The 22,402-nt window shown below is 70.9% G+C and carries 26 protein-coding genes; 12 read left to right on the plus strand and 14 right to left on the minus strand.

Annotated elements, in window-relative coordinates:
* Positions 1-19: 19 nt before the first annotated feature.
* The 6 genes from LK09_RS07235 to LK09_RS07260 form a co-directional block, all read right to left on the minus strand.
* Positions 20-808, minus strand: coding sequence for an ABC transporter permease (locus LK09_RS07235; protein WP_039397500.1), 789 nt, complete (start codon positions 806-808; stop codon positions 20-22).
* A complete protein-coding gene (locus LK09_RS07240) occupies positions 805-1,605 on the minus strand; it encodes an ABC transporter ATP-binding protein (RefSeq protein ID WP_039397501.1) in 801 nt (266 codons plus the stop codon). Before LK09_RS07240 ends, LK09_RS07235 begins: the two co-directional genes overlap by 4 nt.
* Positions 1,606-1,633: 28 nt before the next feature.
* Complete coding sequence (locus LK09_RS07245) at positions 1,634-1,984, minus strand: DUF1048 domain-containing protein (protein WP_039397503.1); 351 nt, start codon at positions 1,982-1,984, stop codon at positions 1,634-1,636.
* A gap of 1 nt (position 1,985) precedes the next feature.
* Positions 1,986-2,315, minus strand: coding sequence for a PadR family transcriptional regulator (locus LK09_RS07250; RefSeq protein WP_039397504.1), 330 nt, complete (start codon positions 2,313-2,315; stop codon positions 1,986-1,988).
* Positions 2,316-2,460: 145 nt separating this feature from the next.
* Positions 2,461-3,204, minus strand: coding sequence for a class I SAM-dependent methyltransferase (locus tag LK09_RS21740; RefSeq protein WP_052226486.1), 744 nt, complete (start codon positions 3,202-3,204; stop codon positions 2,461-2,463).
* A gap of 28 nt (positions 3,205-3,232) precedes the next feature.
* Entirely contained in the window at positions 3,233-3,820 is a 588-nt protein-coding gene (locus LK09_RS07260; RefSeq protein WP_039397507.1) for a MarR family winged helix-turn-helix transcriptional regulator, read from the minus strand.
* Between the two features lie 162 nt (positions 3,821-3,982).
* Here LK09_RS07260 and idi point away from each other — a divergent pair, with 162 nt between their 5' ends.
* Genes idi through LK09_RS07295 form a run of 7 tightly spaced genes read left to right on the plus strand, consistent with a single transcriptional unit; the run spans position 3,983 to position 10,625 of the window.
* A complete protein-coding gene (gene idi, locus LK09_RS07265) occupies positions 3,983-4,534 on the plus strand; it encodes an isopentenyl-diphosphate Delta-isomerase (protein WP_039397509.1) in 552 nt (183 codons plus the stop codon).
* Positions 4,531-5,625, plus strand: coding sequence for a polyprenyl synthetase family protein (locus LK09_RS07270; protein WP_039397511.1), 1,095 nt, complete (start codon positions 4,531-4,533; stop codon positions 5,623-5,625). The genes idi and LK09_RS07270 overlap by 4 nt, the downstream gene beginning before the upstream one ends.
* Positions 5,622-6,536 carry a phytoene/squalene synthase family protein gene (locus LK09_RS07275; RefSeq protein ID WP_039397513.1) on the plus strand — a complete coding sequence of 305 codons (915 nt, stop codon included), beginning with the start codon at positions 5,622-5,624 and terminating at the stop codon, positions 6,534-6,536. Before LK09_RS07270 ends, LK09_RS07275 begins: the two co-directional genes overlap by 4 nt.
* Positions 6,533-8,131 (plus strand): phytoene desaturase family protein, encoded by a 1,599-nt coding sequence (gene crtI, locus LK09_RS07280; RefSeq protein WP_039397515.1) that lies wholly within the window; start codon positions 6,533-6,535, stop codon positions 8,129-8,131. Before LK09_RS07275 ends, crtI begins: the two co-directional genes overlap by 4 nt.
* On the plus strand, positions 8,128-8,502 hold the full coding sequence (locus LK09_RS07285) for a lycopene cyclase domain-containing protein (protein WP_039397517.1): 375 nt from the start codon (positions 8,128-8,130) through the stop codon (positions 8,500-8,502). The genes crtI and LK09_RS07285 overlap by 4 nt, the downstream gene beginning before the upstream one ends.
* A complete protein-coding gene (locus tag LK09_RS07290; RefSeq protein ID WP_039397519.1) occupies positions 8,499-9,683 on the plus strand; it encodes a prenyltransferase in 1,185 nt (394 codons plus the stop codon). Before LK09_RS07285 ends, LK09_RS07290 begins: the two co-directional genes overlap by 4 nt.
* A 48-nt stretch (positions 9,684-9,731) precedes the next feature.
* Positions 9,732-10,625, plus strand: coding sequence for a TIGR01777 family oxidoreductase (locus LK09_RS07295; RefSeq protein ID WP_039397521.1), 894 nt, complete (start codon positions 9,732-9,734; stop codon positions 10,623-10,625).
* A 4-nt stretch (positions 10,626-10,629) separates the two neighbouring features.
* Here LK09_RS07295 and LK09_RS07300 read toward each other — a convergent pair whose 3' ends face one another.
* On the minus strand, positions 10,630-11,481 hold the full coding sequence (locus LK09_RS07300; RefSeq protein ID WP_197060986.1) for an alpha/beta fold hydrolase: 852 nt from the start codon (positions 11,479-11,481) through the stop codon (positions 10,630-10,632).
* A gap of 40 nt (positions 11,482-11,521) precedes the next feature.
* Between LK09_RS07300 and LK09_RS07305 the strand changes: the two genes are divergently transcribed.
* Both LK09_RS07305 and LK09_RS07310 read left to right on the plus strand, forming a co-directional pair.
* A complete protein-coding gene (locus tag LK09_RS07305) occupies positions 11,522-12,169 on the plus strand; it encodes a TetR/AcrR family transcriptional regulator (RefSeq protein ID WP_039397525.1) in 648 nt (215 codons plus the stop codon).
* A gap of 74 nt (positions 12,170-12,243) precedes the next feature.
* A complete protein-coding gene (locus tag LK09_RS07310) occupies positions 12,244-13,068 on the plus strand; it encodes a hypothetical protein (protein WP_039397527.1) in 825 nt (274 codons plus the stop codon).
* Between the two features lie 5 nt (positions 13,069-13,073).
* On the opposite strand, the gene LK09_RS07315 is transcribed toward LK09_RS07310, so the two are convergent.
* Positions 13,074-13,832: a patatin-like phospholipase family protein gene (locus LK09_RS07315; protein ID WP_052226487.1), complete on the minus strand. Its 759-nt coding sequence runs from the start codon at positions 13,830-13,832 to the stop codon at positions 13,074-13,076.
* A 287-nt stretch (positions 13,833-14,119) separates the two neighbouring features.
* Between LK09_RS07315 and LK09_RS07320 the strand changes: the two genes are divergently transcribed.
* Entirely contained in the window at positions 14,120-14,548 is a 429-nt protein-coding gene (locus LK09_RS07320; RefSeq protein ID WP_052226488.1) for a VOC family protein, read from the plus strand.
* 121 nt (positions 14,549-14,669) lie between these two features.
* A complete protein-coding gene (locus LK09_RS07325; RefSeq protein WP_052226489.1) occupies positions 14,670-15,023 on the plus strand; it encodes a hypothetical protein in 354 nt (117 codons plus the stop codon).
* A 9-nt stretch (positions 15,024-15,032) separates the two neighbouring features.
* Here LK09_RS07325 and LK09_RS07330 read toward each other — a convergent pair whose 3' ends face one another.
* The 5 genes from LK09_RS07330 to LK09_RS07350 are packed head-to-tail and all read right to left on the minus strand — an operon-like array spanning position 15,033 to position 20,272.
* A complete protein-coding gene (locus LK09_RS07330; protein ID WP_039397528.1) occupies positions 15,033-15,530 on the minus strand; it encodes a hypothetical protein in 498 nt (165 codons plus the stop codon).
* 14 nt (positions 15,531-15,544) lie between these two features.
* On the minus strand, positions 15,545-16,612 hold the full coding sequence (locus LK09_RS07335) for an NAD-dependent epimerase/dehydratase family protein (protein WP_231562976.1): 1,068 nt from the start codon (positions 16,610-16,612) through the stop codon (positions 15,545-15,547).
* Positions 16,613-16,614: 2 nt separating this feature from the next.
* The gene (locus LK09_RS07340; protein WP_039397530.1) at positions 16,615-17,661 is read right to left on the minus strand and encodes a LacI family DNA-binding transcriptional regulator; all 1,047 of its coding nucleotides are present in this window, start codon (positions 17,659-17,661) and stop codon (positions 16,615-16,617) included.
* Positions 17,658-18,536 (minus strand): fumarylacetoacetate hydrolase family protein, encoded by an 879-nt coding sequence (locus LK09_RS07345; RefSeq protein ID WP_231562977.1) that lies wholly within the window; start codon positions 18,534-18,536, stop codon positions 17,658-17,660. Before LK09_RS07345 ends, LK09_RS07340 begins: the two co-directional genes overlap by 4 nt.
* Positions 18,533-20,272, minus strand: a complete 1,740-nt coding sequence (locus LK09_RS07350; protein ID WP_269430931.1) for an IlvD/Edd family dehydratase — start codon at positions 20,270-20,272, stop codon at positions 18,533-18,535. Before LK09_RS07350 ends, LK09_RS07345 begins: the two co-directional genes overlap by 4 nt.
* Positions 20,273-20,570: 298 nt before the next feature.
* Between LK09_RS07350 and LK09_RS22120 the strand changes: the two genes are divergently transcribed.
* Positions 20,571-20,693, plus strand: coding sequence for a hypothetical protein (locus LK09_RS22120; RefSeq protein WP_269430926.1), 123 nt, complete (start codon positions 20,571-20,573; stop codon positions 20,691-20,693).
* Positions 20,694-20,715: 22 nt separating this feature from the next.
* Here LK09_RS22120 and LK09_RS07360 read toward each other — a convergent pair whose 3' ends face one another.
* Positions 20,716-22,236 carry an HNH endonuclease gene (locus LK09_RS07360; RefSeq protein WP_052226490.1) on the minus strand — a complete coding sequence of 507 codons (1,521 nt, stop codon included), beginning with the start codon at positions 22,234-22,236 and terminating at the stop codon, positions 20,716-20,718.
* Positions 22,237-22,402 lie beyond the last annotated feature (166 nt).

Consider the following 22,402-nt stretch of genomic DNA (forward strand, 5'->3'; position numbering starts at 1 on the left):
CAACGAACGGGGGCTGGTTTCACGAGAACCGCTTGCGGTAGATCGCCATCGACACGACGTACGCGATCACGAGGAGGCCCACGCACCAGGCCAGGGCGATCCAGAGGTCGCCGCCGACCGGCTGCTGGGTGAGCAGGCTCCGGATCGAGTCCACGATCGAGGTGACCGGCTGGTACTCGGCGAACCAGCGGACCGGACCCGGCATGGTCGACGTCGGCACGAAGGCGGAGCTGATGAACGGCAGGAAGATCAGCGGGTAGGCGAAGGCGCCCGCACCGTCGACCGACTTGGCCGACAGCCCCGCGATCACCGCGATCCAGGTCAGTGCCAGGGTGAAGACGGTGAGGATGCCGCCGATCGCCAGCCACGCCCCCACGCTCGCCCCGGACCGGAAGCCCATCAGCAGCGCCACGAGGATCACCACGACCACCGAGACGAGGTTGGCGATCACCGAGGTCAGCACGTGCGCCCAGAGCACCGAGGACCGCGCGATCGGCATCGACTGGAACCGCTCGAAGATGCCGCCCTGCAGGTCCATGAACAGTCGGTACGAGGTGTAGGCGACGCCGGAGGCGACGGTGATGAGCATGATGCCCGGCAGCAGGTACGTCGTGTAGTTGCTCGATCCGGACTTGATCGCGCCGCCGAAGACGAACACGAACAGCAGCAGGAACGCGATCGGCATGATCGTGGTCGTGATGATCGTGTCGAGACTGCGCGTGATGTGCTTGAGCGAGCGGCCGGTGAGGACGGCCGTGTCGGCGAAGAAGTGCGTCCGGGCGGATGCCGGTGCGACTGCGGTGCTCATGATTCCTCCACTTTCTCGGTGTTCTCCTGCTCGGTGCCGTCGTCGCCGACGAGCGTCAGGAAGACGTCTTCGAGGGTCGGCTGCTTCTCGACGTACTCGACCTTGGCCGGCGGCAGCAGGGCCTTGAGCTCGGCGAGCGTGCCGTTCTGGATGATGCGACCCCGGTGCAGGATCGCGATGCGGTCGGCGAGCTGCTCCGCCTCGTCGAGGTACTGCGTGGTCAGCAGCACGGTGGTGCCGGCGGCGGCGAGCTTCTTCACCGTGTCCCACACCTCGAGACGGGCCTGCGGGTCCAGGCCCGTGGTCGGCTCGTCGAGGAACACGACGGACGGTTCGCCGATGAGGCTCATGGCGATGTCGAGGCGGCGCCGCATCCCCCCGGAGTAGGTGGAGGTCCTGCGTCCGCCCGCCTCGGTGAGATCGAATCGCGCGAGGAGGTCGTCCGCGATGCGGGCGGCATCCTTCTGGTGGCGCAGCTTCGCCACCAGGATGAGGTTCTCGCGTCCGGTGAGGATCTCGTCGACCGCGGCGAACTGGCCGGTGAGGCTGATCGCCGCACGCACCTGGCCGGACTGGGCGGCGACGTCGAACCCTTCGATCGTGACGTCGCCGGCATCCGCGTGGAGCAGCGTCGCCATGATGCGCACGGCGGTGGTCTTGCCGGCTCCGTTGGAGCCGAGGAGGGCGAAGATGCTGCCGCGGTCGACGTCGAAGTCGACGCCGCGCAGCACCTTCACCTCCTTGAAGGACTTCTCCAGTCCCCGCACACTGATGGCGGGGTTCGTGAGGGTGGTCATGGTGGTCTCCCGTTCGATGGTGGTGGAATCACGCGATGCCGTCGATCGCCTTGGTCAGGCGGGCACGCTCCTTGTCGATCCACTGCTTGGAGTTGTAGGCACGGGCGAACGACTCGGCGAACTCGACCGGGTCGTCGCCGACGATCTCGCGCACCGGGGTGCGGTCGGCGGCGGCGCGTTCCCACAGCTCGACGTGGTCTTCGCCCATCTGCAGCAGCGTCTCGCCGTCGGTGACGCCGCCGTAGTACATGAAGTACCGCTGGAAGGCCTTCGCCGCCGTGCGGTAGGGCTCGGCGAGCGCCTCGATGCGCGCCTGCTGCTGCTTGTACTGCTTCTTCTGCTCCAGAGATCCGGTGAGGGTCTCGATCCAGTTGGCCATGTCACTGCCCTTTCGGTTGAAGTGTGTTGATGCGGTCGGTGAGGAAGTTCCACGTGGTCCAGAACTCCCCGAGCTGGTCGTAGCCGTCGCGGTTGACGGTGTAGACCTTGCGCGGCGGGCCCTTCTCGCTCGGCACCTTCTCGATGTCGACGAGCCCGCGCTGCTCGATGCGCACGAGCAGCGCGTAGACGGTTCCCTCGACGATGTCGGTGAATCCGAGGTCACGCAGACGGGACGTGATCTCGTACCCGTAGGCGGGATGCTCCGCGAGGATCGCGAGGACCATGCCCTCGAGAACGCCCTTGAGCATCTCGGTCTGCTGCTTTCCCATGTCGCCCCCTTTCGGTACTTGGTGATGCTGACTACCACTACATAGTGACACAGAGCACCAGTACTTGGCAACACCAAGTAGCAAACTTTTTCCGGGCGCGCCGGAACAGCGCTTCGACAGGCTCAGCGCGCGGGGCGATCCGGCGTCAGGCTCGGCGGTAGACGAGGACTTCGGTGGCCGTGGGCAGCTGCAGCGACGTGCGGCCGCGCGTGGTCGGGTCGGCATCCAGCACGGCGTCCATCCGCGCGAGCCGCTCGGCGCGCTCGGACTCCGACGCGATCATCATCGAGCTGACGGTGGCCCAGCGGTGCAGGTAGTCGGCGCGGGCGAGGTCCTCGCTCCAGCGCACCCAGCCGGAATCGACCGGCGCGAAGCCGGGCAGGTCGTCGTGGGCGGGGTCGGCATCCTGGCTGGGCTCGTCGCCCTCGAGGTGCGGGTGCGCGATCCGGCCGCACGCGACATCCCAGGCGCAATCGGCATCCGTCGTGTTCCAGACCAGGGCGAGGATGCCGCCCGGCCGCAGCACCCGGTGGATCTCGGCGCACGCGGCGTCGCGGTCGAACCAGTGGAACGCCTGCGCCACCGTGACGAGATCGACCGAGGCGTCCGGCAGCGGGATCTGTTCGGCCGTTCCCAGGCGCGCATCGACCGTCGGACTGATCCGCCGGAGCTGGGCGAGCATCGGCTCGGACGGATCCACGGCGTACACGGTGTCGGCGAGACCGGTCAGCTCCCGGGTGAGCTTTCCGGTTCCGGCGCCGAGATCGAGGATGCCGGCCACCGGCGACGGCGCGATGAGGGCGACCGCGCCGGCAGGGAATCCGGGACGATAGCGCTCGTACTCCTCCCCCGCATCGAGGAACGAGCGGGCGTACGGCGCCTTGTCCACGGTCTCACCGTAGCGCCGCCCGGCGCTCTCACCCGTGCGCGTCGCCCGCCCAGTCGACGCCGGTCAGCGACATCTCGCGGGCCATGTCTTCGAGGAACCGGATCACGACCTCCCGCTCGTCGTGCGTGAGACGTGCGGCCGCGAAGAAGCGCCGCGACTGCTGGCGCCCGACGGTCTCCATCGCCGAGGCCTCGGTCTCGGGCGTCACCTCGATCGCGAACGCCCGCCGATCGAGCGGATGGACGGCGCGCACGATGTGCCCGCCGTTCTCGAGCCGGTTGAGGAGCTTGGTCGTCGAGGCTGCCGAGATCCCCAGGTGACCGGCCAGCATCCCCGGCGACACGACATCGCCCTGATGCTTGGCGATGATCAGGTAGTGGAGGGCGCGCATGTCCACCGCACTGAGCCGCATGTACCGCTGGGACGCCTCGGCGACCGCCTTCTCGGTCTCGCGCAGGGCGGCGATGGCCTTCATGAGGCGTCCGATCTGGGCGACCTCCTCGGGCTTCAGGCCCGATCGGTCGACGAGCTGACTTCGGGGGTCGGCGGAATCGACCTCGTACAGGTTCTCGGAGATCGAGTCCTGCCGGGCCGCCCGAGCGCCCTTTTCCGCCATGTCACGATCCTACGTTTCGGGGGAAGGAGGCGACGGATGACGCGGACGAGCACCGCCGCGAAAATCCCCCTTGCATTTATTAACTCTAGGGTTACTATACCCCGTAAGCGATAATATTCCAGGATGAATTACAAGCCAGAATGAATGTTGAGAGGGGCAGCGATGCCGGACCCGATTCCCGAGCTCGTGGTGCTGACGGACGACGACGGCAACCCGATCGGCGCGGCGGCCAAAGACACCGTGCACGGTGCTCGCACCCCACTCCATCTCGCGTTCTCCTGCTACCTGCGCAACGCCTCCGGGGAGGTGCTGATCACCCGCCGCGCCCTCGAGAAGGCGACCTGGCCGGGCGTCTGGACGAACAGCTTCTGCGGGCACCCGGCGCCCGGCGAACAGCAGGAGGCGGCGGTGCATCGGCGCGCAGGGCAGGAGCTCGGCGCCGAGATCACGCGGCTGCGGCTGGTGCTCCCCCGCTTCCGGTACGTCGCCGTGGACGCACGCGGTGTCATGGAGAACGAGATCTGCCCGGTCTACGTGGCGGACCTCGACGGCCCCTTCACCCCGTCGCCGAACGAGGTGTCCGAGTGGGCCTGGATCTCGCCCGCGGACCTCCGGGCGGCGATCGCCTCCACTCCCTTCGTCTTCAGTCCGTGGATGCGGGAACAGGTCGTCCAGCTGTCCGCGGCGGGAGTCCTGGAAGGAGTGCTCCGATGACGATCACGACCGACACCCCCGTGCGTCCCTCTCCGACGGCGGAACTGGAGGCCGAGCTCGCCCGGCTGATGGCGGCGCGCACCTTCGACGCCGTCGCCTCCGGCTCCCCGCTCGCCGAGCTCTGGGAGACCGCTGCCGACTGCGTGCGCGGCGGAAAGCTGCTGCGACCACGGATCCTCCTGGGCGCGTTCGACGCGCTGGCGGACGGGATCGGGACGCCCCCGGTGCCGCGCCGGTCCGCGGTGCGGATCGCCGCCGGCATCGAGCTGCTGCACTTCGCCTTCCTGCTTCACGACGACGTTCTCGACGGCGATCTCATCCGGCGCGGGCGACCGAACCTGATCGGCCGGATCCTCGCCGAACGCCAAGCCGCGGCAGGCGGCGCCGTGCGTGCGCGGCACTGGGCGGAGGCGAACGGCATCCTGATGGGCGACCTGATGCTCAGCGCCGCGCACCAGGTGTTCGCCGCCGAGCCGCTCCCCGATCCGGTGCGCAGGAGCCTCCTCGCCCTCGTCGACCGGACCGTGTCGGACTCGATGCTCGGCGAGCTCCTCGACGTCGCCTTCAGCGACCGCGTGCGCGAGGCGGACCTGCCCGCGGTGCTGACGATGAGCCGGCTGAAGACGGCGACGTACACGGTCGAGTTCCCGCTGCGCGCCGCGGCGATCCTGGCGGGCGCCGATGCCCCGGTCGAAGACGCGATCGGCCGGATCGGCGGCCACCTCGGTCTCGCGTTCCAGCTGCAGGACGACCTGCTCTCGACGTTCGGCCACCCGCAGGAGCACGGCAAGGATGCCGTATCCGACCTGCGCGAGGGGAAGGAGACCGCGATCATCGCGAGCGCGCGGGCGATGAACGCGTGGCCGCAGATCTCCGATGGATTCGGCGACCCGCAGCTCAGCCCCGAGCGTGCGGATGCCCTGCGGCGGCGGCTGCGGGACTGCGGGGCCGAGACCGCGGTGCGTGCTCTCATCGGCGACGAGATGCACGCGGCGCGCGAACTCATGGCGGCACCCTCGTCCGGCATCCCCGCACCGCTCGCCGGCTTCCTGGACGGGCTCGCGGCCTCGCTCGAAGGACGCCGCTCATGACCGGCGCCGCGCACGACGCCGGCGCCCTGGATCGGTACACCGCCGCGTCGGAACGGGCGGCCGGGCGGATCATCGACGCCTATTCGACCTCGTTCGGGGCCGCGTGCCGGCTCCTGGGCCCGCGCCACCGCACCCACGTGCGCAACGTCTACGCGCTCGTGCGGGTGGCCGACGAACTCGTCGACGGCGCGACCGATGAGGCCGGGATCCCGCCGGAGCAGCAGCATCTCGCGCTCAGCCGCCTGGAGGCGGAGACCGGCGACGCGATCGCGTCGGGGTACAGCAGCAACCCGATCGTGCACGCGTTCGCGCACACCGCCCGCGCCGCAGGGATCGACGCCGGCCTGGTGCGCCCGTTCTTCGCCTCGATGCGCGCCGACCTGCCGCCGGCGGAATGCGCGGATGCCGACCCCGTGGTGCGGTTCGACGAGCGGGCGCACCGCACCTACGTGTACGGATCCGCCGAGGTCGTCGGCCTCATGTGCCTGCGGGTCTTCCTCCGCGACGCGACCCGGACGCCCGACGAGCTCACGACCCTCGAGCACGGCGCCCGGCGCCTGGGCGCAGCGTTCCAGAACGTGAACTTCCTGCGCGACCTGGCCGACGACACCGAGCGTCTCGGCCGCAGCTACCTCAGCGCGAACGGTCGGATCGACGCCGAGGAGCAGCAGCGCTGGGTCGCGGTCATCCGCGCGCAGCTGGCGGACGCCGAGGCGGCGATCCCGCTGCTTCCCCGTGACGCGCGCCTTGCGGTCACCAGCGCCCTGCTGCTGTTCTCCCGGCTCACCGACCGGCTCGCGCGCACCCCCGCCGCCGAGCTGTACGAGCGGCGCATCCGGGTCCCCGCCGCGCAGAAGGCGTGGCTGTTCACCCGGGCGGCCCTCGATGTCGGGCGGGAGCGCGTGTCATGACCTGGACGAGCGTCATCGGCGGCGGCGTGGCGGGCCTGGCCACCGCCGCACTGCTGGCCCACGAAGGACACCACGTCAAGCTGTTCGAACGCGGCGAGCGCCTCGGCGGCCGGGCCGGCATCCTCGAACGCGACGGCTTCCGCTTCGACACCGGGCCCTCCTGGTTCCTCATGCCGCGCGTGTACGACCACTTCTTCGAGCTTCTCGGCACGTCATCGGCGGAGCAGCTGGATCTGCGTCTCCTCGACCCCGGGTACACCGTGTTCGCCGAACCCGGAGCGGGCGGCCGGCGACCCGCGGTGACGATCCCGTTCGGCACCGACCGGATCGCCGCCGTGTTCGACGGACTCGAACCGGGCACCGCCGGCATCCTCCGCGACCACGTCGCCTCCGCCGCGCACGCCTCCCGGCTCGCCGAAGAGCGCTTCCTCTACAACCCGTTCACCGCGCCCGGCTCCCTGCTGAGCGCCGACGTGCTCCGGGCGATGCCGCGCCTGCTCTCTCTGCTGGGTACGTCGCTGGACGCCTTCGTGTCGCGGCGCTTCGCGCACCCGGTGCTGCGGCAGGTGCTCGAGTACCCCGCGGTGTTCCTCGGCACCGATCCGCGCCGCGCGCCGGCGATGTACCACCTGATGAGCGCGCTCGACCTCGACGACGGGGTCCGCTACCCGATGGGCGGGTTCTGGGGCCTCGTCGAACGGCTCACCGCACTCGCCGTCGACGCCGGCGTGCAGATCGTCACCGAGGCGGAGGTGACGGCGATCCTGACGCAGGAGGAGCACGGCCGTCGCGCCGTCGCCGGGGTGCGGTGGCGGGATGCGTCCGGCACCGAGCATCTGCAGCACGCGAACAACGTCGTGTCGGCGGCCGACCTGCATCACACCGAGACGGTGCTGCTCGAGCAGGATGCCCGCACCTACCCGGAGCGGTGGTGGCGCGCCCGCGAGAGCGGACCCGGTGCGGTGATCGCGCTCCTCGGAGTCCGCGGTGAGCTCCCCGAGCTGGGTCACCACAGCCTGTTCTTCGCCCGCGACTGGGACGCCGGGTTCGACGCGATCTTCGGCCTCCCGGGGTCCGTCCCGGATCCGGCGTCCCTCTACGTCTGCAAACCGAGCGCCACCGAGCCCGGCGTCGCCCCACCCGGTCACGAGAACCTCTTCGTGCTGATCCCCGTGCCCGCCGACCCGGGACTCGGCGCGGGCGGTGCGGACGGGCAGGGCGATCCGGCGATCGAGAGCGCGGTGGATGCCGCCATCGACCGGATCGCGGCGTGGGCGGGCATCCCCGACCTGCGGCAGCGGATCGTCGTGCGCGAGACGCTCGGACCCGCGGACTTCGCGAACGACTACCACTCCTGGCGGGGCGGGATGCTCGGGCCGTCGCACATCCTCCGGCAGAGCGCGATGTTCCGCGCCCGCAACCAGTCGTCCCGCGTCGATCGCCTCTACTACGCGGGGGCCACGACCGCGCCCGGGGTCGGGGTGCCGATGTGCCTGATCAGCGCGGAACTCGTGCTGAAGCGGATCCGCGGGGACTCCTCCGCCGGGCCGACGCAGCCGGTGCCGCGCAGGGTCCCGGCGGGGAGGGCCGGATGACGTCGCCCGTGTACCTGCTGTGCCTCGTGCTCGCAATGGGAGGGATGCTGCTGATCGATCGGCGGTTCCGCCTGTTCTTCTGGCGGGACGCCGCCGCGGCGGCGCTCGTGACCGCTGCGGGCACCGGATTCCTGCTGCTGTGGGATGCGGCCGGAATCGCGACGGGGATCTTCCGGCACGGATCGGCGGCGATCTCGACGGGGATCCTGCTCGCCCCCGCGCTGCCGCTCGAGGAACCGGTGTTCCTGGTGTTCCTGGTGCAGACCACGATGGTCCTGTACACCGGCGCCGATCGTCTGCTCGCCGCACGCGAGCGGCGGATGCGGGAGCGACGCGGGCTGCCGGCGCGAGAGCGGCAGGTGCGCCGGTGACCGATGCGGCCCTCACCGTGGGCTTTCTGGCGTGCGCGGCGGTGCTCGCCGCGGTGGTGCGGCGCGCGACGGGTCCGGGAGGAGTGCGCTGGGCGGCGGTGGGGGTCGCCGGGCTCGGACTCGGTGTCCTCACCGCGGCGTTCGACAGCCTGATGATCGGCGCCGGGCTCTTCGACTACGCGCCCGCGCTGATCTCCGGCATCCGCATCGGCGCGGCGCCGGTCGAGGACTTCGGCTACCCGGTCGCCGCCGTCGTGCTGCTGCCGCCCCTGTGGGCGCTCCTGACGAAGACCGACGGCATCCGTGCGGGCGACCTGCTGCGGCACGCCTTCGTCGCCTCGCGGCCGGTGAGCTGGATCAACACGGCCTTCCCGTTCGGCGCGGCCATGCTGCTCACGACCGGCCGGGTGGACTGGGTGCTCGCGGTCGGCGCCCTCTACTACCTCATCCCCTACAACCTGGCCATGTACGGGATCAACGATGTCTTCGACTACGCGTCCGACCTCGCCAACCCGCGCAAGGGCGGCATCGAGGGCGCCCTGCTTCCCCCGCGGCTGCACCGGCCGCTGCTCTGGCTGGTGGCAGCGGTCAACGTGCCGTTCCTCATCGTCCTGGTCGCGGTCGGCGGCCCCGCCTCCTGGGCGGCGATCGCCGTGAGCACCTTCGCGGTCGTCGCCTATTCGGTGCCGGGGCTGCGCTTCAAGGAGCGTCCTGTGCTCGACTCGATCACCTCCAGCACGCACTTCGTCAGTCCCGCGGTCGTCGGGCTCACCCTCGCCGGGGCATCGTTCGATGCGGCCACGGTGACGGTGCTCGCGGCGTTCTTCCTGTGGGGAATGGCGGCGCACGCGTTCGGGGCCGTGCAGGACATCCAGCCGGACCGGGATGCCGGGATCGGGTCGATCGCGACGTTCTTCGGCGCCGCGCGCACCGTCCGCCTCGCTCTCGTGCTGTGGGTCGCCAGCGGCCTGCTGATGCTGACGACCCCCTGGCCGGGCCCGCTGGCCGCGATCCTCGCCGTCCCGTACATCGTCAACTGCGCGCCGTACTTCCGGGTGTCCGAGGCTGCGGCCGAGACCACGAACCGCGCCTGGCGCCGGTTCCTCTGGATCAACTACGTCACAGGTTTTCTCGCCACCATGATCATGATCCTGGCCTGGGCGTCATCCCGAGGCATGTGAGTGTCCACGCCCGTCGCCGGACGGGCCCGAAGCGGAAGGAGGAGGGCGATGTCGACGGACCGAATCGTGGTGTCGGGGGCATCCGGCCTGATCGGGAGCGCCCTGGTCGCGTCGCTGCGCGCAGACGGGGTCCCGGTCACGACGCTCGTGCGGCGTGCGCCGCGGGCGGCCGACGAGGTCGAGTGGGCTCCCGGAGCGGAGGAGCTCGACCCGGCCGTGCTCGCCGGGGCGCGGGCCGTGGTCGGCCTCAACGGGGCCAGCGTCGGGCGGCTGCCGTGGACGCCCCGCTACCGTGAGCTGCTGCGCTCGTCGCGGATCGACCCGACCCGGACCCTCGCCACGGCGATCCGCGGTCTCGGGCCGGATGCCCCGATGCTCGTGTCGGCCTCCGCGGTGGGCTACTACGGCGACCGGCCGGGTGCGCGGCTGACCGAGGCGAGCGGTGCGGGCACGACGTTCCTCGCTCGTCTCAGCGCCGCCTGGGAGGCCGAGGCGGCGCTGACGGGCGAACGCGTCGCCCTGCTGCGCACCGCTCCGCTGATGGACCGCGACGGCATGCTGAAGCCCCTCATCACCCTCACCCAGTGGGGCGTGAGCGGTCCGGTGGGCACGGGCCGGCAGATCTGGCCGTGGATCTCCCTCGCCGACGAGGTGCGCGGCATCCGCCACATCATCGACCGCGGACTCACCGGTCCGGTGAACCTGGCCGGCCCCCAGGCGACGACCGCGTTCGAGATCGGTCACGAGCTGGCCCACCGCCTGCACCGCCCGTTCGTCGTCCCCGCACCGAGCTGGGCGCTGCGGATCGCCCTGGGCCCGGGAGCCGCGGACTCGCTGCTGCTCCCGGACGCGCACGTCGTGCCCGACGTCCTGACCCGATCGGGGTTCGCCTTCACCCATGCGACCGCGGCGTCGGCGATCGCGGAGGCGCTGTCGGACTGACCCGTCAGCCGCGCGGGCTCGCCGCAGCCGGTTCGGCCGGCGCTGCGGCGAAGGCGACGACGGCGTCGAGCACGTCGGGAGCGGCCAGGATGCCGTTGTGCCCGCGCCCCGTGGTGCGCAGCAGCGCGGAGGGACCGGGCCAGTGGGCGACCACGGCGTCGGCCGCGACCGGGGGAACCGCCCGATCGGCGTCGTCGTGGACGACCAGGAGCGCTGCCGCGGTTCCGGCGGCCGGACGGGAGCGGTCCATCGCGATGGACGCCATCACCGGGCCGAGGCGACGGGCCAGCGCATCGTTCGTCCCGGAGGCGACGGCATCCGGCAGTCCGGCCTGTGCGGCATACGCCTTCATCACGGCATCCGTCGACGGTGGTGCGGCGATCGACACGATCCGCCCGTGCACGAGGCCCGCGAGGCTCGCGCGGCGCACGGCCAGTCCCCCGAAGGAGTGGCCCACCACCAGATCGAAGCCGCCCACGGCCTCGTCGAGCACGCGGATCGCCTCGATCCACATCCCGATGTCGGCGGTCATCCCGCGCGAGGCCCCGTGGGCCGGAGCGTCGAAGGCGATGACGGTGGCGCCGGGCTGGAGGCGAGACACCAGTGCAGCGAACTGCGCGGCCCGCCCGCTCCAGCCGTGCACGAGCAGCACACGACGCTCGCCGTCGCCCCAGCGGTGGACGCGGATGCGGTGGCGCCCCGCGTCGACCGTCGTGGTGCGGGCGCGGTCCATCACCGGCCGCTCCTCCGGCCGCACGGCCATGCGTCGGCCGGGAAGCAGCATCAGCCCCGCCGCGACGCGGGCCGTGACCTCGGGCATCGTCCGGAAGGCGATATCGAGCAAACGTGTGCGCATGATCCAAACTATACATACGATCGTGCGTATAGTTAATCCCATGAGCACGATCGAGACCGACGGACGCCGCGCGCGCGGCGAGGCCTCCCGCCGCCGCATCCTCGCCGAATCGACCGACCTCGCCACCACCGTCGGGCTCGACGGGGTCACGATCGGCCTCCTCGCCGAGACCACCGGCCGCAGCAAGAGCAGCATCTCGACGCTGTTCGGCACCAAGGAGGCTCTGCAGCTGGCGACCGTGGACGAGGCGGCCGACGTGTTCCGGCGTGAGGTCGTCGAACCGGCGGGCGGAGTGCCCCGCGGCCTGCCGCGCGTCGCCGCCCTCCTCGCGGCGCTGCTGGCGTACTCGCGCGGGCGGGTGTTCTCCGGCGGGTGCTTCTTCCAGGCGTGCGTGGCCGACATGGGCTCCAAGCCCGGCCCCGTCCGCACGGCGCTCCAGACGCACATCGCGCAGTGGGAGGGCTATCTCCAGGGTCAGGTCGCCGTCGCGTTCGAGCGGGGCGAGCTCCGCCACGGCGATGCGCAGACCGTCGCGTTCACCCTCCTCGCGCTGTATGAGCTGTCCAACGCCCGCTCGGTTCTCACCGGGTCGGACGCGCCGTACCGCGTCGCCGCGGCCGGGATGACGGCGGTGCTCGACGCGGCCGGTGCCGACCCCGTGCCGCCGACGCTGAGCGCCTACGAATAGTCCGAGCGCGGCGAGCGCGGCGTGTCGGCCTCTCCGGTGTCGATCGCGCCTACGATCGGCTGAGGAGGGATGCCATGGCACAACCCGATGCCGGCGGCCCACTCGACTGGGAAGACGTTCCGGCCTTCACGGTGAGTTCGACCGCGCACGAGATATCTGCGGGGCGCGGCGGTGCGACCCCCGGGCGATTCCGCGCCCGATACGTGGTCGGCGCGATTCTCACGACGGTCGTGTGCACCGTCACGGTGTTCGCGTTCCTGCTGGCACTGACCCGGCAGGATGCGGGAGTCCTCTGGACCACCGTCGCCATGATCGCGGGCAGCATCCTGTCGCTCATCGCCCTCTACGCCCTCGGCGCGACCGTCGCCGACGAGTTCCATCGCACGATCGTCGGCGTCTGGCTCTGCCTCGCCGTGTTCGGCGCGGGCCTGTTCCTGGCCGGCTGGTGGCTGCTGGTCGGCACGGACCTCGTCCAGGACGAGACCGCCGGCGCCGCCCTGCCGTACGTCGTCGAACCGACCGCGGTCGGTGCCGCGGCGGCCGCGACCGGCATCGTGGGGCTGGTCCTGTCGATCCGGCGATCCCGCCGCGAGGCGCGCACTGCGCCCGCCGCCCGCAGCGTCCCGGGCACGATCGTGTCCGTTCCCGCCCCCCACGGGTGGGATGCCGGCAATCCGCTCTTCACCGACGTGATGGTGACGTATCCGGACGGCGACCGCCGCGAGACGCTTGTGGTCACGATGCAGACCACTCCGCGGCGGGTGCCCGTGGAGGGATCGGCCGTGGTCGTCGAACGCGATGCGGAGGGCCGGATGCGGGTGCGCAGCGACCCGGATCACCCGATGGTCTTCGACGCGGAGACCGCCGAGTACGAGGATCCGGCCGGGTCCGCGGGCTGATCCGCTCAGGCGGCGGTCAGCGTGGAGTCCCGCTCCGCAGCGGCATCCAGCGCGGTCGTCGCCGCGCGACGCCCTTCGGCGATGAGCCGCGGCACGTCGGACATCGTCCACTGCGCCATGCGCTCCATCTCCGGCTGGATCAGCACGACCGACGGGTCGGCGGTGAGTTCGGCGGTCTGGGTGACGGTGCGCATCATGCGCACGTTCTCCCACTTGGCGTGCAGGCGCACGACGATCGTGCGGGAAGCGCCCAGGGTGCGGGCCGCACCCACCGGGACGTTGTCGATCATCCCGCCGTCGGCGAGGAGGAGTCCGTCCCGGCGCACGGGCGGGAGGAGGCCCGGCACGGCGATGGTCGAGCGCAGCGCCGAACTGAGCGGACCCCGGTCGAGGACGACGCCCCGACGGGCGCGCAGGTCGGTCGCGAAGGCGCCGAAACGCCGATCGAACTCCTCGATGAGGGGGTCGGACCCGAACATGCCGTGCACGGCGTCCGTGACGGCGTGCGTGTCGAGCAGACCCCAGCGGGGACGGAACGACCAGCGCGCGATCGAACTCCAGCGAAAGGCGCGGGCCGCCTTCTCGATCGCCGGGTGATCGACGCGCGCCGCGTAGGCCGCGGCGACCAGCGCGCCCGAACTCGTCCCGGTGACGATGCCGGGCCGGATGCCGCGCTCTTCGAGAACCTGGAGCACGCCGACGTGCGCCGCGCCGAATGCGCCGCCACCGCCGAGCACCAGTCCGAGGGTGGGGTCATCCGTCATCGCGTCTCCTGTTTGTCCGTGTGCTCTTTCTATGAAGCTAGTGTGGCGCCCTCGGACGACCTTCTGGGCCGGCGGGGAGTATCCGGAGCGGCACCTGGGACTTCGCCCTGTGCCGACGGGGCCGTGTCCGCCCAGACCGTCATGCGGCCAATCCTTCCCGCGCTCTTTCGGGAAGCCACGCGCGGGGATAAAATTCGCCCTGGGGACCACACCCGCGCGCCCGAATCGCCCGTGGAACTCTGCTGGGCCGGCGTGCGCGTGACAACGCCCCCGGACTGGGGATCATCATGTTCGAGAACCTGATGGCGACGGCCGTCCTTCCGGCGGCCGACATCGGCCGAGCGCAGAAGTGGTGGCACGATGTTCTCGGCCGCGATCCGGTGTACACCGACACCGAGTCCGGCAACGTGTTCTACGAGATCGGCGGCACGGTCGTGCTGGTGTACGAGACCACCTTCGCCGGGACCGCGCAGAACACCGCGTTCAACCTCGTGACCGACGACCTCGACCGCGACATGACCGCACTGCGCACCAACGGGGTCGTCTTCCACGACTACGACCTGCCCGGGCTGAAGACCGTCGACGGCGTCGCCGACCTCGGCGGCGAGCGCGGCGCCTGGTTCAGCGACAGCGAGGGGAACATCATCGCCATCGGCCAAGTGTCGGCCGAGATGATGGAGATGGCGAAGAAGATGCGCGCCGGCATGGCCGGCTGAATCCGCTCCGCCTCGCCTCGTGCCTGCGCGAGGGCGTGCATGACGGAGGTGCACCGCATGCCGAGCCGGTACTTCGTGCCGGCCGGCACCGCGGCCGGACGATTGTCCGTAGGATGCGGGAATGGATCCTCTCGACTCGACGGGCGGCGGACTCTTCGACGGCGCCTTCGGCGTCTTCTTCGCGCTCTTCGGCATCGTGTTCGTCGCCATCCTCATCTTCACGGTGGTCGTCGCGGTGAAGCGGTACAGCGCGGTGAAGCGCGCCGGTTACGACCCGTTGACCGTCGATGCACAGCTCGTGACGCGGGCCATGGACAGCGAACTGCTCCGGCCCGCCGATGCCGCGACGCCCGCAGCCGGCCCGGCGCCGCGGACGATCGAGTCGCGCCTGGCCGAACTCGACGACCTCTTCGCCCGCGGGGTGATCTCCGCCGACGAGCGCGCGGCCGCGCGGGCCGACATCCTCAAGGGCTGACGAGCGTCTTCAGCGGGAATCCCGCTTCGCCTGCTTGCGTGCGCCCTCCGCCTGCCAGGATGCGTCCCGCTTGCGGCTGCGCGGGCTCTCTTCGTGCGAGCGGGTGCGACCACTGTCGGACACCTTGCCGTCGCCTGAGCTGGATGAATCGGGGCCGCTGTTCTGATTCGCCGCCGCGCGGGCGAGCCGCTCCTGCTTGAGCGCCTCGGCGCGGGCGTGCGCCACCTCCGCGAGCCGTGCCGAGACGACCGCGAGCGCCTCTTCGAACGCTTCCGCACGCACCCGGCTCTTCGCACCCTTCTTGCGGGCGAGTCCGCGGTCGCCCTGCGCGGCGATCTCCGCCGCCGCCTTGCGCCGGGCATTCTTCACGTGCTTGTTGCGGGCCTTGCGCACCCGCTTGTGGAGTGCGAGCAGTTCCTCTTCGTCGAGTGCGTTCAGGCGCTCCGGTTCGACCTCCCGCATGAGGTCCTTCTCGGCGCTCTTGAGCACCCACAGGTAGTCGTCCATGGCGCCATGGTAGGTCAGGAGGCGCCCTCCTGCGCGGCGGGCGCCCGGTCGGCGAAGACCTGGCGCGCCGCCCGTGCGGCATCCACCACGCGATCCAGCACCTCTTCGGTGGACAGGTCGCCGCGGGCGAGCTCGGGGTGGGCGCACCGCCACTCGAGCATGCGCCGCACCGAACGCTCGAAGGTCAGCCGAGGGGCGAATCCGGGGACGAACCGCCGGATCTTCGTGTTGTCGAACACCGCGGAGTGACCGAGGTCGCCGACGAACTCGCCCGACCAGAACCATTCGGGCGCGACCACCGGGAACAGCTCGCTCGCGACGTGCACGAGACGGGGCTCGACGCCGAGCGCGGCCGCGAACAGGCCGTAGATCTGATCCCACGTGAGCACGTCGTCGCCGGTGATGTGGAAGGTCTCCCCCACCGCCCGCGCACTGCCCAGCAGACCGACCAGGCCCTGCGCGAAGTCCTCCGCGTGGGTCAGGGTCCACAGCGAGGTGCCGTCGCCGTGCACGGGGATCACGGCACCGCGCGCGATCCGGTCGATCACGGTCCAGCCGCCCGGCAGCGGCGGGTTCGCGTCGTCGTACGTGTGGGACGGGCGGATCACGGTGACCGGGAACCCCTGCTCGCGATACGCCCGCGCCAGGGCGAGCTCAGCCCGCCACTTCGCCGTCGCGTAGGGCAGCGGCGGGTTCGGCCCGACCGGCGTCGATTCGGTGATCGGGGTCACCCGCACGGGCTTCGCATAGATCGAGGCAGAGCTGATGTGCACGTATTGCGCCGTGCGCGCGGAGAACAGGTCGACCCACCGGTCGACGTCGTCCTCGTCGTAGGACAGGAAGTTGACCACCGCGTCGAACGACCGCTCGCCGAGGGCGCTGCGCACCGACGCCGGGTCGGAGACGTCGGCGCGCAGTTGCTCGACCTCCGGCGGCAGGATGCGGGTCGTGGTCGCACCGCGGTTGAGCACGGTCACGGTCATGCCGGTCGCGACGGCGAGCCGAACGCACGACGCGCTGATCGTGCCGCTGCCGCCCAAAAAGAGCACCTGCAGCGGGGCGGCGTCATGAACAAGTGGCACTTTCAGTCTCCTCGGGGTCGGGGTGGGGCAGTGCTCTCGCGGACGACGAGCGAGGTGGCCAGGTCGACCCGGGTGAACGCGAGCTCGGGCTCATCGTGGAGCCGGGTCACCAGCTGGAACGCCTGCTCGGCCATCTCGGCGAGCGGAACCCGCACGGTCGTGAGTGGCGGGCCCGCCCACTGCGCGATCGACAGATCGTCGTAGCCGACGATCGAGACGTCCTCGGGGATCCGCAGACCCAGCACGCGAGCTGCTTCGTAGACGCCGAGGGCCTGGATGTCGCTCGACGCGAAGATCGCGGTCGGCGGGTCGTCGCCCGACAGCAGCGCACGGCCTTCGACGAATCCGTCCTGGCGGTGGAACTCGCCGTACCGGACGTGGTCCGGTGAGACCGGGATGCCGGCCGCGTCGAGCGCCGCGCGGTAGCCGGACAGCCGGGCCGTCGAGGCGAGCATGCTGTCGGGACCGGTGATGATGGCGATGCGGCGGTGCCCCAATCCGATCAGGTGCTGGGTGGCATGGAACCCGCCGTTCCAATCGGCCGAGCCGATCGACGGCGTATCCGTCGCGGGAGCGCCGTACGGATCGATCGCCACGACCGGGATGCTGCGGCTGCGCAGTCGCGCCCTGTCGTCGTCGGGCAGCAAGGCCGCGACCAGGATGATCCCGCGGGGTTGCCGGCGCAGCACGGCATCCGCCCACCCGGGGCCGGGCAGGTGGGAGTCCTGCGCCGCGGACACGACCAGGCCGATCCCGTGCTCGCTCGCCACGCGTTCGATGCCGGCGATCGCCGCGCCGCCGAACGGGCTGTCGATCTCGAAGCAGAGCACCTCGATGAGCGGGGCGGTGCTCGACGCACTCGCACGCCGGTTGTAGTTGCGCTCGCCGAGCAGCGACTCGACACGGCTCCGCGTCTCGTCGGAGACCCCGGTGCGACCGTTGAGGACTTTCGAGACCGTCGCCACCGACACGTTCGCGAGCGCGGCGACCTCCGAAAGCGTGGCCCGGCTCGCCGGCGCGACGGCCGCGTCCTCGCTCGTCGGGCTCATGCGCGCCGCGCGGGACGGCCCACCTGCTTCACCCCGTTCACCAGCCGGCCGATCCCGGCGATGTCCACGGCGACCTGGTCTCCGGGCAGCAGGGTGAAGTCGGCATCCGGAACGATGCCCGTGCCCGTGAGCAGGACGACGCCGTCGGGGAAGTCGAGCCCTCGGAACAGCCAGTCGGCGAGGTCGCCGAGGCGGCGGGCCAGCCGATCGGTGGACGTGGAGCCCTGGAACGCGAGGGCGTCGTCCCGGCGGATCTCGAGCGCGATCGCGAAGGGAGGCTCGGCCAGCCAGGCCGGCACGATCTCGGGGCCGAGACCGCACGCCGCGGTGTAGACCTTCGCCTGCGGCAGGTAGAGGAGGTTCTCCCCCTCGATCGACCGGCTCGATGCATCGTTGCCCGCGACGTAGCCGAACACGGCGCCGGTGGCATCCAGAACGAGGCCGAGCTCCGGCTCCGGCACGTTCCAGGCGGAGTCCGCGCGCACCCCGACGTCCTCCCCGGGGCCGGCCACGCGCGTTCCGGTCGCCTTGAAGAACAGTTCCGGTCGTTCGGCCTCGTAGACGCGGTCGTACGGCGTCCCGTCGGTGGCCTCTTCGATACGACCGTCGCGGCTGCGTGCGTAGGTGACCCCGGCCGCCCACACCTCCTGCGGCGGATCGATGGGCGCGAGCACCCGGTCTGGCCGGACGAGCGCGCCCCGTGCCCGCTCCACCCGGTCGCGGGCCTCGTGTGCGGGCAGCCGCAGGAGTTCCGACAGGGTCGAACCGAGCGGCGAGTACTCGTCGTCGCGGCGGACCGTCCAGAGGATCCGACCGGCCGACTCGATGCGCGCCAGGGCGGTGTGCGGCCGTGCGCCGCCGGTCGTGGTGCTCAATGCGACTCCCTCGTGACGTCGGATCCGCTCGACCCCACCAGGAAGTCGAGGTCGGCGCCGCTGTCGGCGCCCTGGACGTGCTCGATGTACAGCTTCTGCCACCCGCGATCCGCCACGGCGAACGCGTCGACCTGTCGCTGCGATGGGGTCCGTGCCGCCAACTCGTCCGGATCGACGAGCAGGTCCAGGCGCCGCGCCGGCACGTCGAGCGTGATGAGGTCGCCGTCCTGCACCAGGGCGAGCGGTCCGCCTGCGGCGGCCTCCGGCGCGACGTGCAGCACCACCGTGCCGTAGGCCGTCCCCGACATCCGTCCGTCGCTGATGCGCACGACGTCGCGCACGCCCTGCGCGAGCAGCTTCTGCGGCAGCGGCATGTTGCCGACCTCGGGCATCCCCGGGTATCCCTTCGGCCCGCAGCCGCGCAGCACGAACACCGAGTCGGCATCCACGTCGAGGTCGGGGTCGTCCAGGCGGGCGTGGACGTCTTCGATCGAGTCGAAGACGACGGCACGACCGGTGTGGACGAGCAGTTCGGGCGTCGCCGCCGCCGGCTTGATGATCGCCCCGCGCGGAGCGAGATTGCCGCGCAGGACCGCGATGCCCGCGTCATCCTGCAGCGGCTCCCCGCGCGGAGCGATGACGTCCTGGTCCCACACCTGCTGGATGCCGAGATAGTCGGTCAGCGCCCGGCCCGTGACGGTCGTGGCCGACGGATCCAGGAGGTCACGCAGCTGGTCGAGCACGGCGAGGAATCCTCCCGCGCGGAAGAGGTCCTCCATCAGGTACGTTCCCGCGGGCTGGAGGTTGACCAGCAGCGGCACCTGGGCGCCGATCCGGTCGAAGTCCTCCAGCGTCAGCTCGATGCCGAGTCGTCCGGCGATCGCCAGGAGGTGCACGACGGCGTTGGTGGAGCCGCCGATCCCGGCAAGCGCCACGATCGCGTTGTGGAAAGACTGCCGGGTGATGACCTGGGAGATCCGGCGGTCTTCGAGGGCGAGTTCCACCGCCAGCCGCCCGGAGGTGTGCGCGGCTTCCAGCAGTCTGCTGTCGGCCGCGGGGGTGCCGGCGACACCGGGAATGGTCATGCCGAGCGCCTCGGCCATGAGCCCCATGGTGGATGCCGTGCCCATCGTGTTGCAGTGGCCCTTGCTGCGGATCATGGTCTTGTCGGTGGCTTCGAACTCGGCGGCCGCGAGTGTGCCCGCGCGCACCTCCTCGGACAGCTGCCACACGCCGGTACCGCATCCCATGCGCTCGCCCCGGAAGTATCCGTTCAGCATGGGGCCGCCCGGCACGACGACCGCGGGCAGGTCGACGGACGCCGCCGCCATCAGCAGGGCCGGGATGGTCTTGTCGCAGCCGCCGAGGAGCACGACGGAGTCGATCGGGTTGGCGCGCAGCATCTCTTCCGTCGCCATGGCCGCCATGTTGCGCCACAGCATCGCGGTGGGCTTGACGAGGGTCTCGCCGAGCGACACGACCGGCAGATTGACGGGGACGCCGCCCGCCTCCCAGACGCCCTGCTTGACGTACTCGGCGACCTCGTTCAGGTGCATGTTGCACGGTGTCAGATCGCTCGCGGTGTTGGCGATCGCGATCTGCGGGCGCCCGTCGAACGCGTGATCGGGGACCCCTCGCCGCATCCATGCCCGGTGGATGTACGGGTCTCGGCCGTCGCCTCCGTACCAGCCCTGTGATCGGACCATGCGTCCCGGCTCCTTCGCCTCGGTCGTGATGTGCCTGCGACACGACTCGGTGCCACGAAAGTTTTCGCCGGATTCACGATTCGTTTCGGCGTACGGCCACAGGTTAGGGAGGGCCGAGTTGCCTGTCAAGCGCGCACTCGCCGACCGGGGTCGGGCGGCGGACCACGGCTTACGCGCGTCGAGGGGGTTCCGTGCGAGCTCGACGAGTTGTACAGTCGCCTTTCCTGGTGGCTGCGGGGCCAGGTCGATGGGAGACGCCATGAACAAGGACAACCCGCGGGCTTCGACCCCGAAGCCCCCGGAGGCAGATCGGAAGAACGGGCGGTCGATGCGGTCGTCAGACCGTGCCCCGGTCGGCGGCAGCCGCACGACGGAGGAGCAGCTGGTCGCCGAGAACGCTGCGGAAGAGGACACGCTGCGCGCGCTCGACGGAGACTCCGCTTCTGGATGACCCAACTCCTCGGTCATGGGTGTCAGGCGGCGGGTTGGTAGTCGTGTCGGCGTCGTCCGCCGCGCCGGGGTGTGCGGGTGGGGTCGATGTGGGCGGGTGGGGTGAACCACACGCCGGTGTGATCGATGCGGATGTCCCAGTCGTGTGTGTGGATCGTGTGGTGGCAGCTGGTGCACAGCAGGATGCCGTCGTCCAGGTCGGTTCTGCCGCCGTGGGACCACCAGGTCAGGTGGTGGACTTCACACATGCCCGGTGGGGCGGCGCAGGACGCGCATCCGCCGTCGCGTTCGACCAGGGCGATCCTTTGCGCTTTGGAGAACAACCGTCGGGACCTGCCGTAGTCGAGGACCTCACTCTTGCTCCCGAGGACGATCGGGATGATCTCCGCGTCCGCCGCCATCCGTCGGGCGGTGCCGGCGTCGACGGGTTGGGTGATGCCGTCGATGGTCGCCACCCCGACCCCCGTGGTGAGGGCTTCCAGCGGGATCCGCACCACCACGGTCGTGGTCGCCAGCGGGGCGGGAGCATTGTCGGAGCCGAGTCCGATCTTCGCGAGAGCGGACAGCGCGTCGGCCTGCAGCTGCATGATCGTGCGCCGCTCCACCGGCCCACCCACACCCGCAGCACCGGCATCGCCCGCACCGGCATCACCCGTGCTCGCACCGGCCGCGGGCGAGTCGCCGGCATCCGTGCCGGGGCTGCCACTGTCGCTCCAGCTCCACCCTCCGTCACCATCGGCTCCGTCGCCGTCGGGGTGGTTGTGGCCGCGCAGGGCGCGGATCTGCGCGGTGACGAGGGCGTCGATGGCGGCTTTGATGGGGGCGCCGGTGGCGGGGTCCAGGCGTCCGTCGAGGTTGATCATGCCGTGCTGGTCTTCCCAGATCCTCAAGAACCGGGCATCCCGCAGGTTCTCGAGCTTGGGTTCGAGCCCGTCCGGGTCCAGCCACGCCTCCGCGCGCCGCAACACCACCTGGAGCTCGGACAGCGACAACCCGACCGCCTGCTCCACCAGGGTCTGCTCCGCCTGCGCGAGCAGGGCCCGGTCGGCCCGGCACGCCACCCGATCCAGCAGGGTCGTGATCGCGCCCGCGCACGCCACACTCAACACCCCCGCCTCCACCGCGGTCGCGACGTGCGGGTGCCTTGCGGGGGCGCGTTCCCCACTGAACGTCATCCGCCCCGCGGTGGCATCCCCCACCTGCACCAGCTTCTTCGCGTCCCCGACATGACCACCCGTGGTCGCCGCGATCAGCTTCTCCGCCGACCGGAACCCCGCCTTCCGCGCCAACCCATCCGCACCCAGTTCCCGGGCCGACCGTCGGCTGATCCCGTGCGCGATGCGCGCCTGCAACGCCTGCACCCGACGGCCCAACCCCGCCAGTGCTTCGTTCACCGCGAGCAGACCCGCGTCGGTCATCGCCTCCACATCGTCATCGACCACCGCCGACGGAAACCCGCCACCGAGCGCGGAAAGCCAGCCGGCATCCACACTCTGCACCGCCTCCACGAGCGGTTCCAGATGAGTGACGGTGACTTCGACCATGCCACAAGCCTACGCAACGCAAGCGTGATGCACAAGGGATAGTCTCGAACATAAGAACGATCTAATACTCTGCAGCAAACCCGCTCGCATCCCGTCGGACACCCGGGTGGCATCGGGCTTCGACAAGCTCAGGGCGCGGGGGACGACAAGCTCAGCCCGCAATAGC

It is taken from the genome of Microbacterium mangrovi (assembly GCF_000802305.1).
In the GTDB taxonomy this organism is placed as follows: domain Bacteria; phylum Actinomycetota; class Actinomycetes; order Actinomycetales; family Microbacteriaceae; genus Microbacterium; species Microbacterium mangrovi.

Bases quoted from the DNA above. Each gene is read 5' to 3' on its own strand.
- LK09_RS07235 (WP_039397500.1), bottom strand. From the start codon at position 808: ATGAGCACCGCAGTCGCACCGGCATCCGCCCGGACGCACTTCTTCGCC.
- LK09_RS07240 (WP_039397501.1), bottom strand. From the start codon at position 1,605: ATGACCACCCTCACGAACCCCGCCATCAGTGTGCGGGGACTGGAGAAG.
- LK09_RS07245 (WP_039397503.1), bottom strand. From the start codon at position 1,984: ATGGCCAACTGGATCGAGACCCTCACCGGATCTCTGGAGCAGAAGAAG.
- LK09_RS07250 (WP_039397504.1), bottom strand. From the start codon at position 2,315: ATGGGAAAGCAGCAGACCGAGATGCTCAAGGGCGTTCTCGAGGGCATG.
- LK09_RS07260 (WP_039397507.1), bottom strand. From the start codon at position 3,820: ATGGCGGAAAAGGGCGCTCGGGCGGCCCGGCAGGACTCGATCTCCGAG.
- idi (WP_039397509.1), top strand. From the start codon at position 3,983: ATGCCGGACCCGATTCCCGAGCTCGTGGTGCTGACGGACGACGACGGC.
- LK09_RS07270 (WP_039397511.1), top strand. From the start codon at position 4,531: ATGACGATCACGACCGACACCCCCGTGCGTCCCTCTCCGACGGCGGAA.
- LK09_RS07275 (WP_039397513.1), top strand. From the start codon at position 5,622: ATGACCGGCGCCGCGCACGACGCCGGCGCCCTGGATCGGTACACCGCC.
- crtI (WP_039397515.1), top strand. From the start codon at position 6,533: ATGACCTGGACGAGCGTCATCGGCGGCGGCGTGGCGGGCCTGGCCACC.
- LK09_RS07285 (WP_039397517.1), top strand. From the start codon at position 8,128: ATGACGTCGCCCGTGTACCTGCTGTGCCTCGTGCTCGCAATGGGAGGG.
- LK09_RS07295 (WP_039397521.1), top strand. From the start codon at position 9,732: ATGTCGACGGACCGAATCGTGGTGTCGGGGGCATCCGGCCTGATCGGG.
- LK09_RS07300 (WP_197060986.1), bottom strand. From the start codon at position 11,481: ATGCGCACACGTTTGCTCGATATCGCCTTCCGGACGATGCCCGAGGTC.
- LK09_RS07305 (WP_039397525.1), top strand. From the start codon at position 11,522: ATGAGCACGATCGAGACCGACGGACGCCGCGCGCGCGGCGAGGCCTCC.
- LK09_RS07310 (WP_039397527.1), top strand. From the start codon at position 12,244: ATGGCACAACCCGATGCCGGCGGCCCACTCGACTGGGAAGACGTTCCG.
- LK09_RS07315 (WP_052226487.1), bottom strand. From the start codon at position 13,832: ATGACGGATGACCCCACCCTCGGACTGGTGCTCGGCGGTGGCGGCGCA.
- LK09_RS07320 (WP_052226488.1), top strand. From the start codon at position 14,120: ATGTTCGAGAACCTGATGGCGACGGCCGTCCTTCCGGCGGCCGACATC.
- LK09_RS07325 (WP_052226489.1), top strand. From the start codon at position 14,670: ATGGATCCTCTCGACTCGACGGGCGGCGGACTCTTCGACGGCGCCTTC.
- LK09_RS07330 (WP_039397528.1), bottom strand. From the start codon at position 15,530: ATGGACGACTACCTGTGGGTGCTCAAGAGCGCCGAGAAGGACCTCATG.
- LK09_RS07340 (WP_039397530.1), bottom strand. From the start codon at position 17,661: ATGAGCCCGACGAGCGAGGACGCGGCCGTCGCGCCGGCGAGCCGGGCC.
- LK09_RS22120 (WP_269430926.1), top strand. From the start codon at position 20,571: ATGCGGTCGTCAGACCGTGCCCCGGTCGGCGGCAGCCGCACGACGGAG.
- LK09_RS07360 (WP_052226490.1), bottom strand. From the start codon at position 22,236: ATGGTCGAAGTCACCGTCACTCATCTGGAACCGCTCGTGGAGGCGGTG.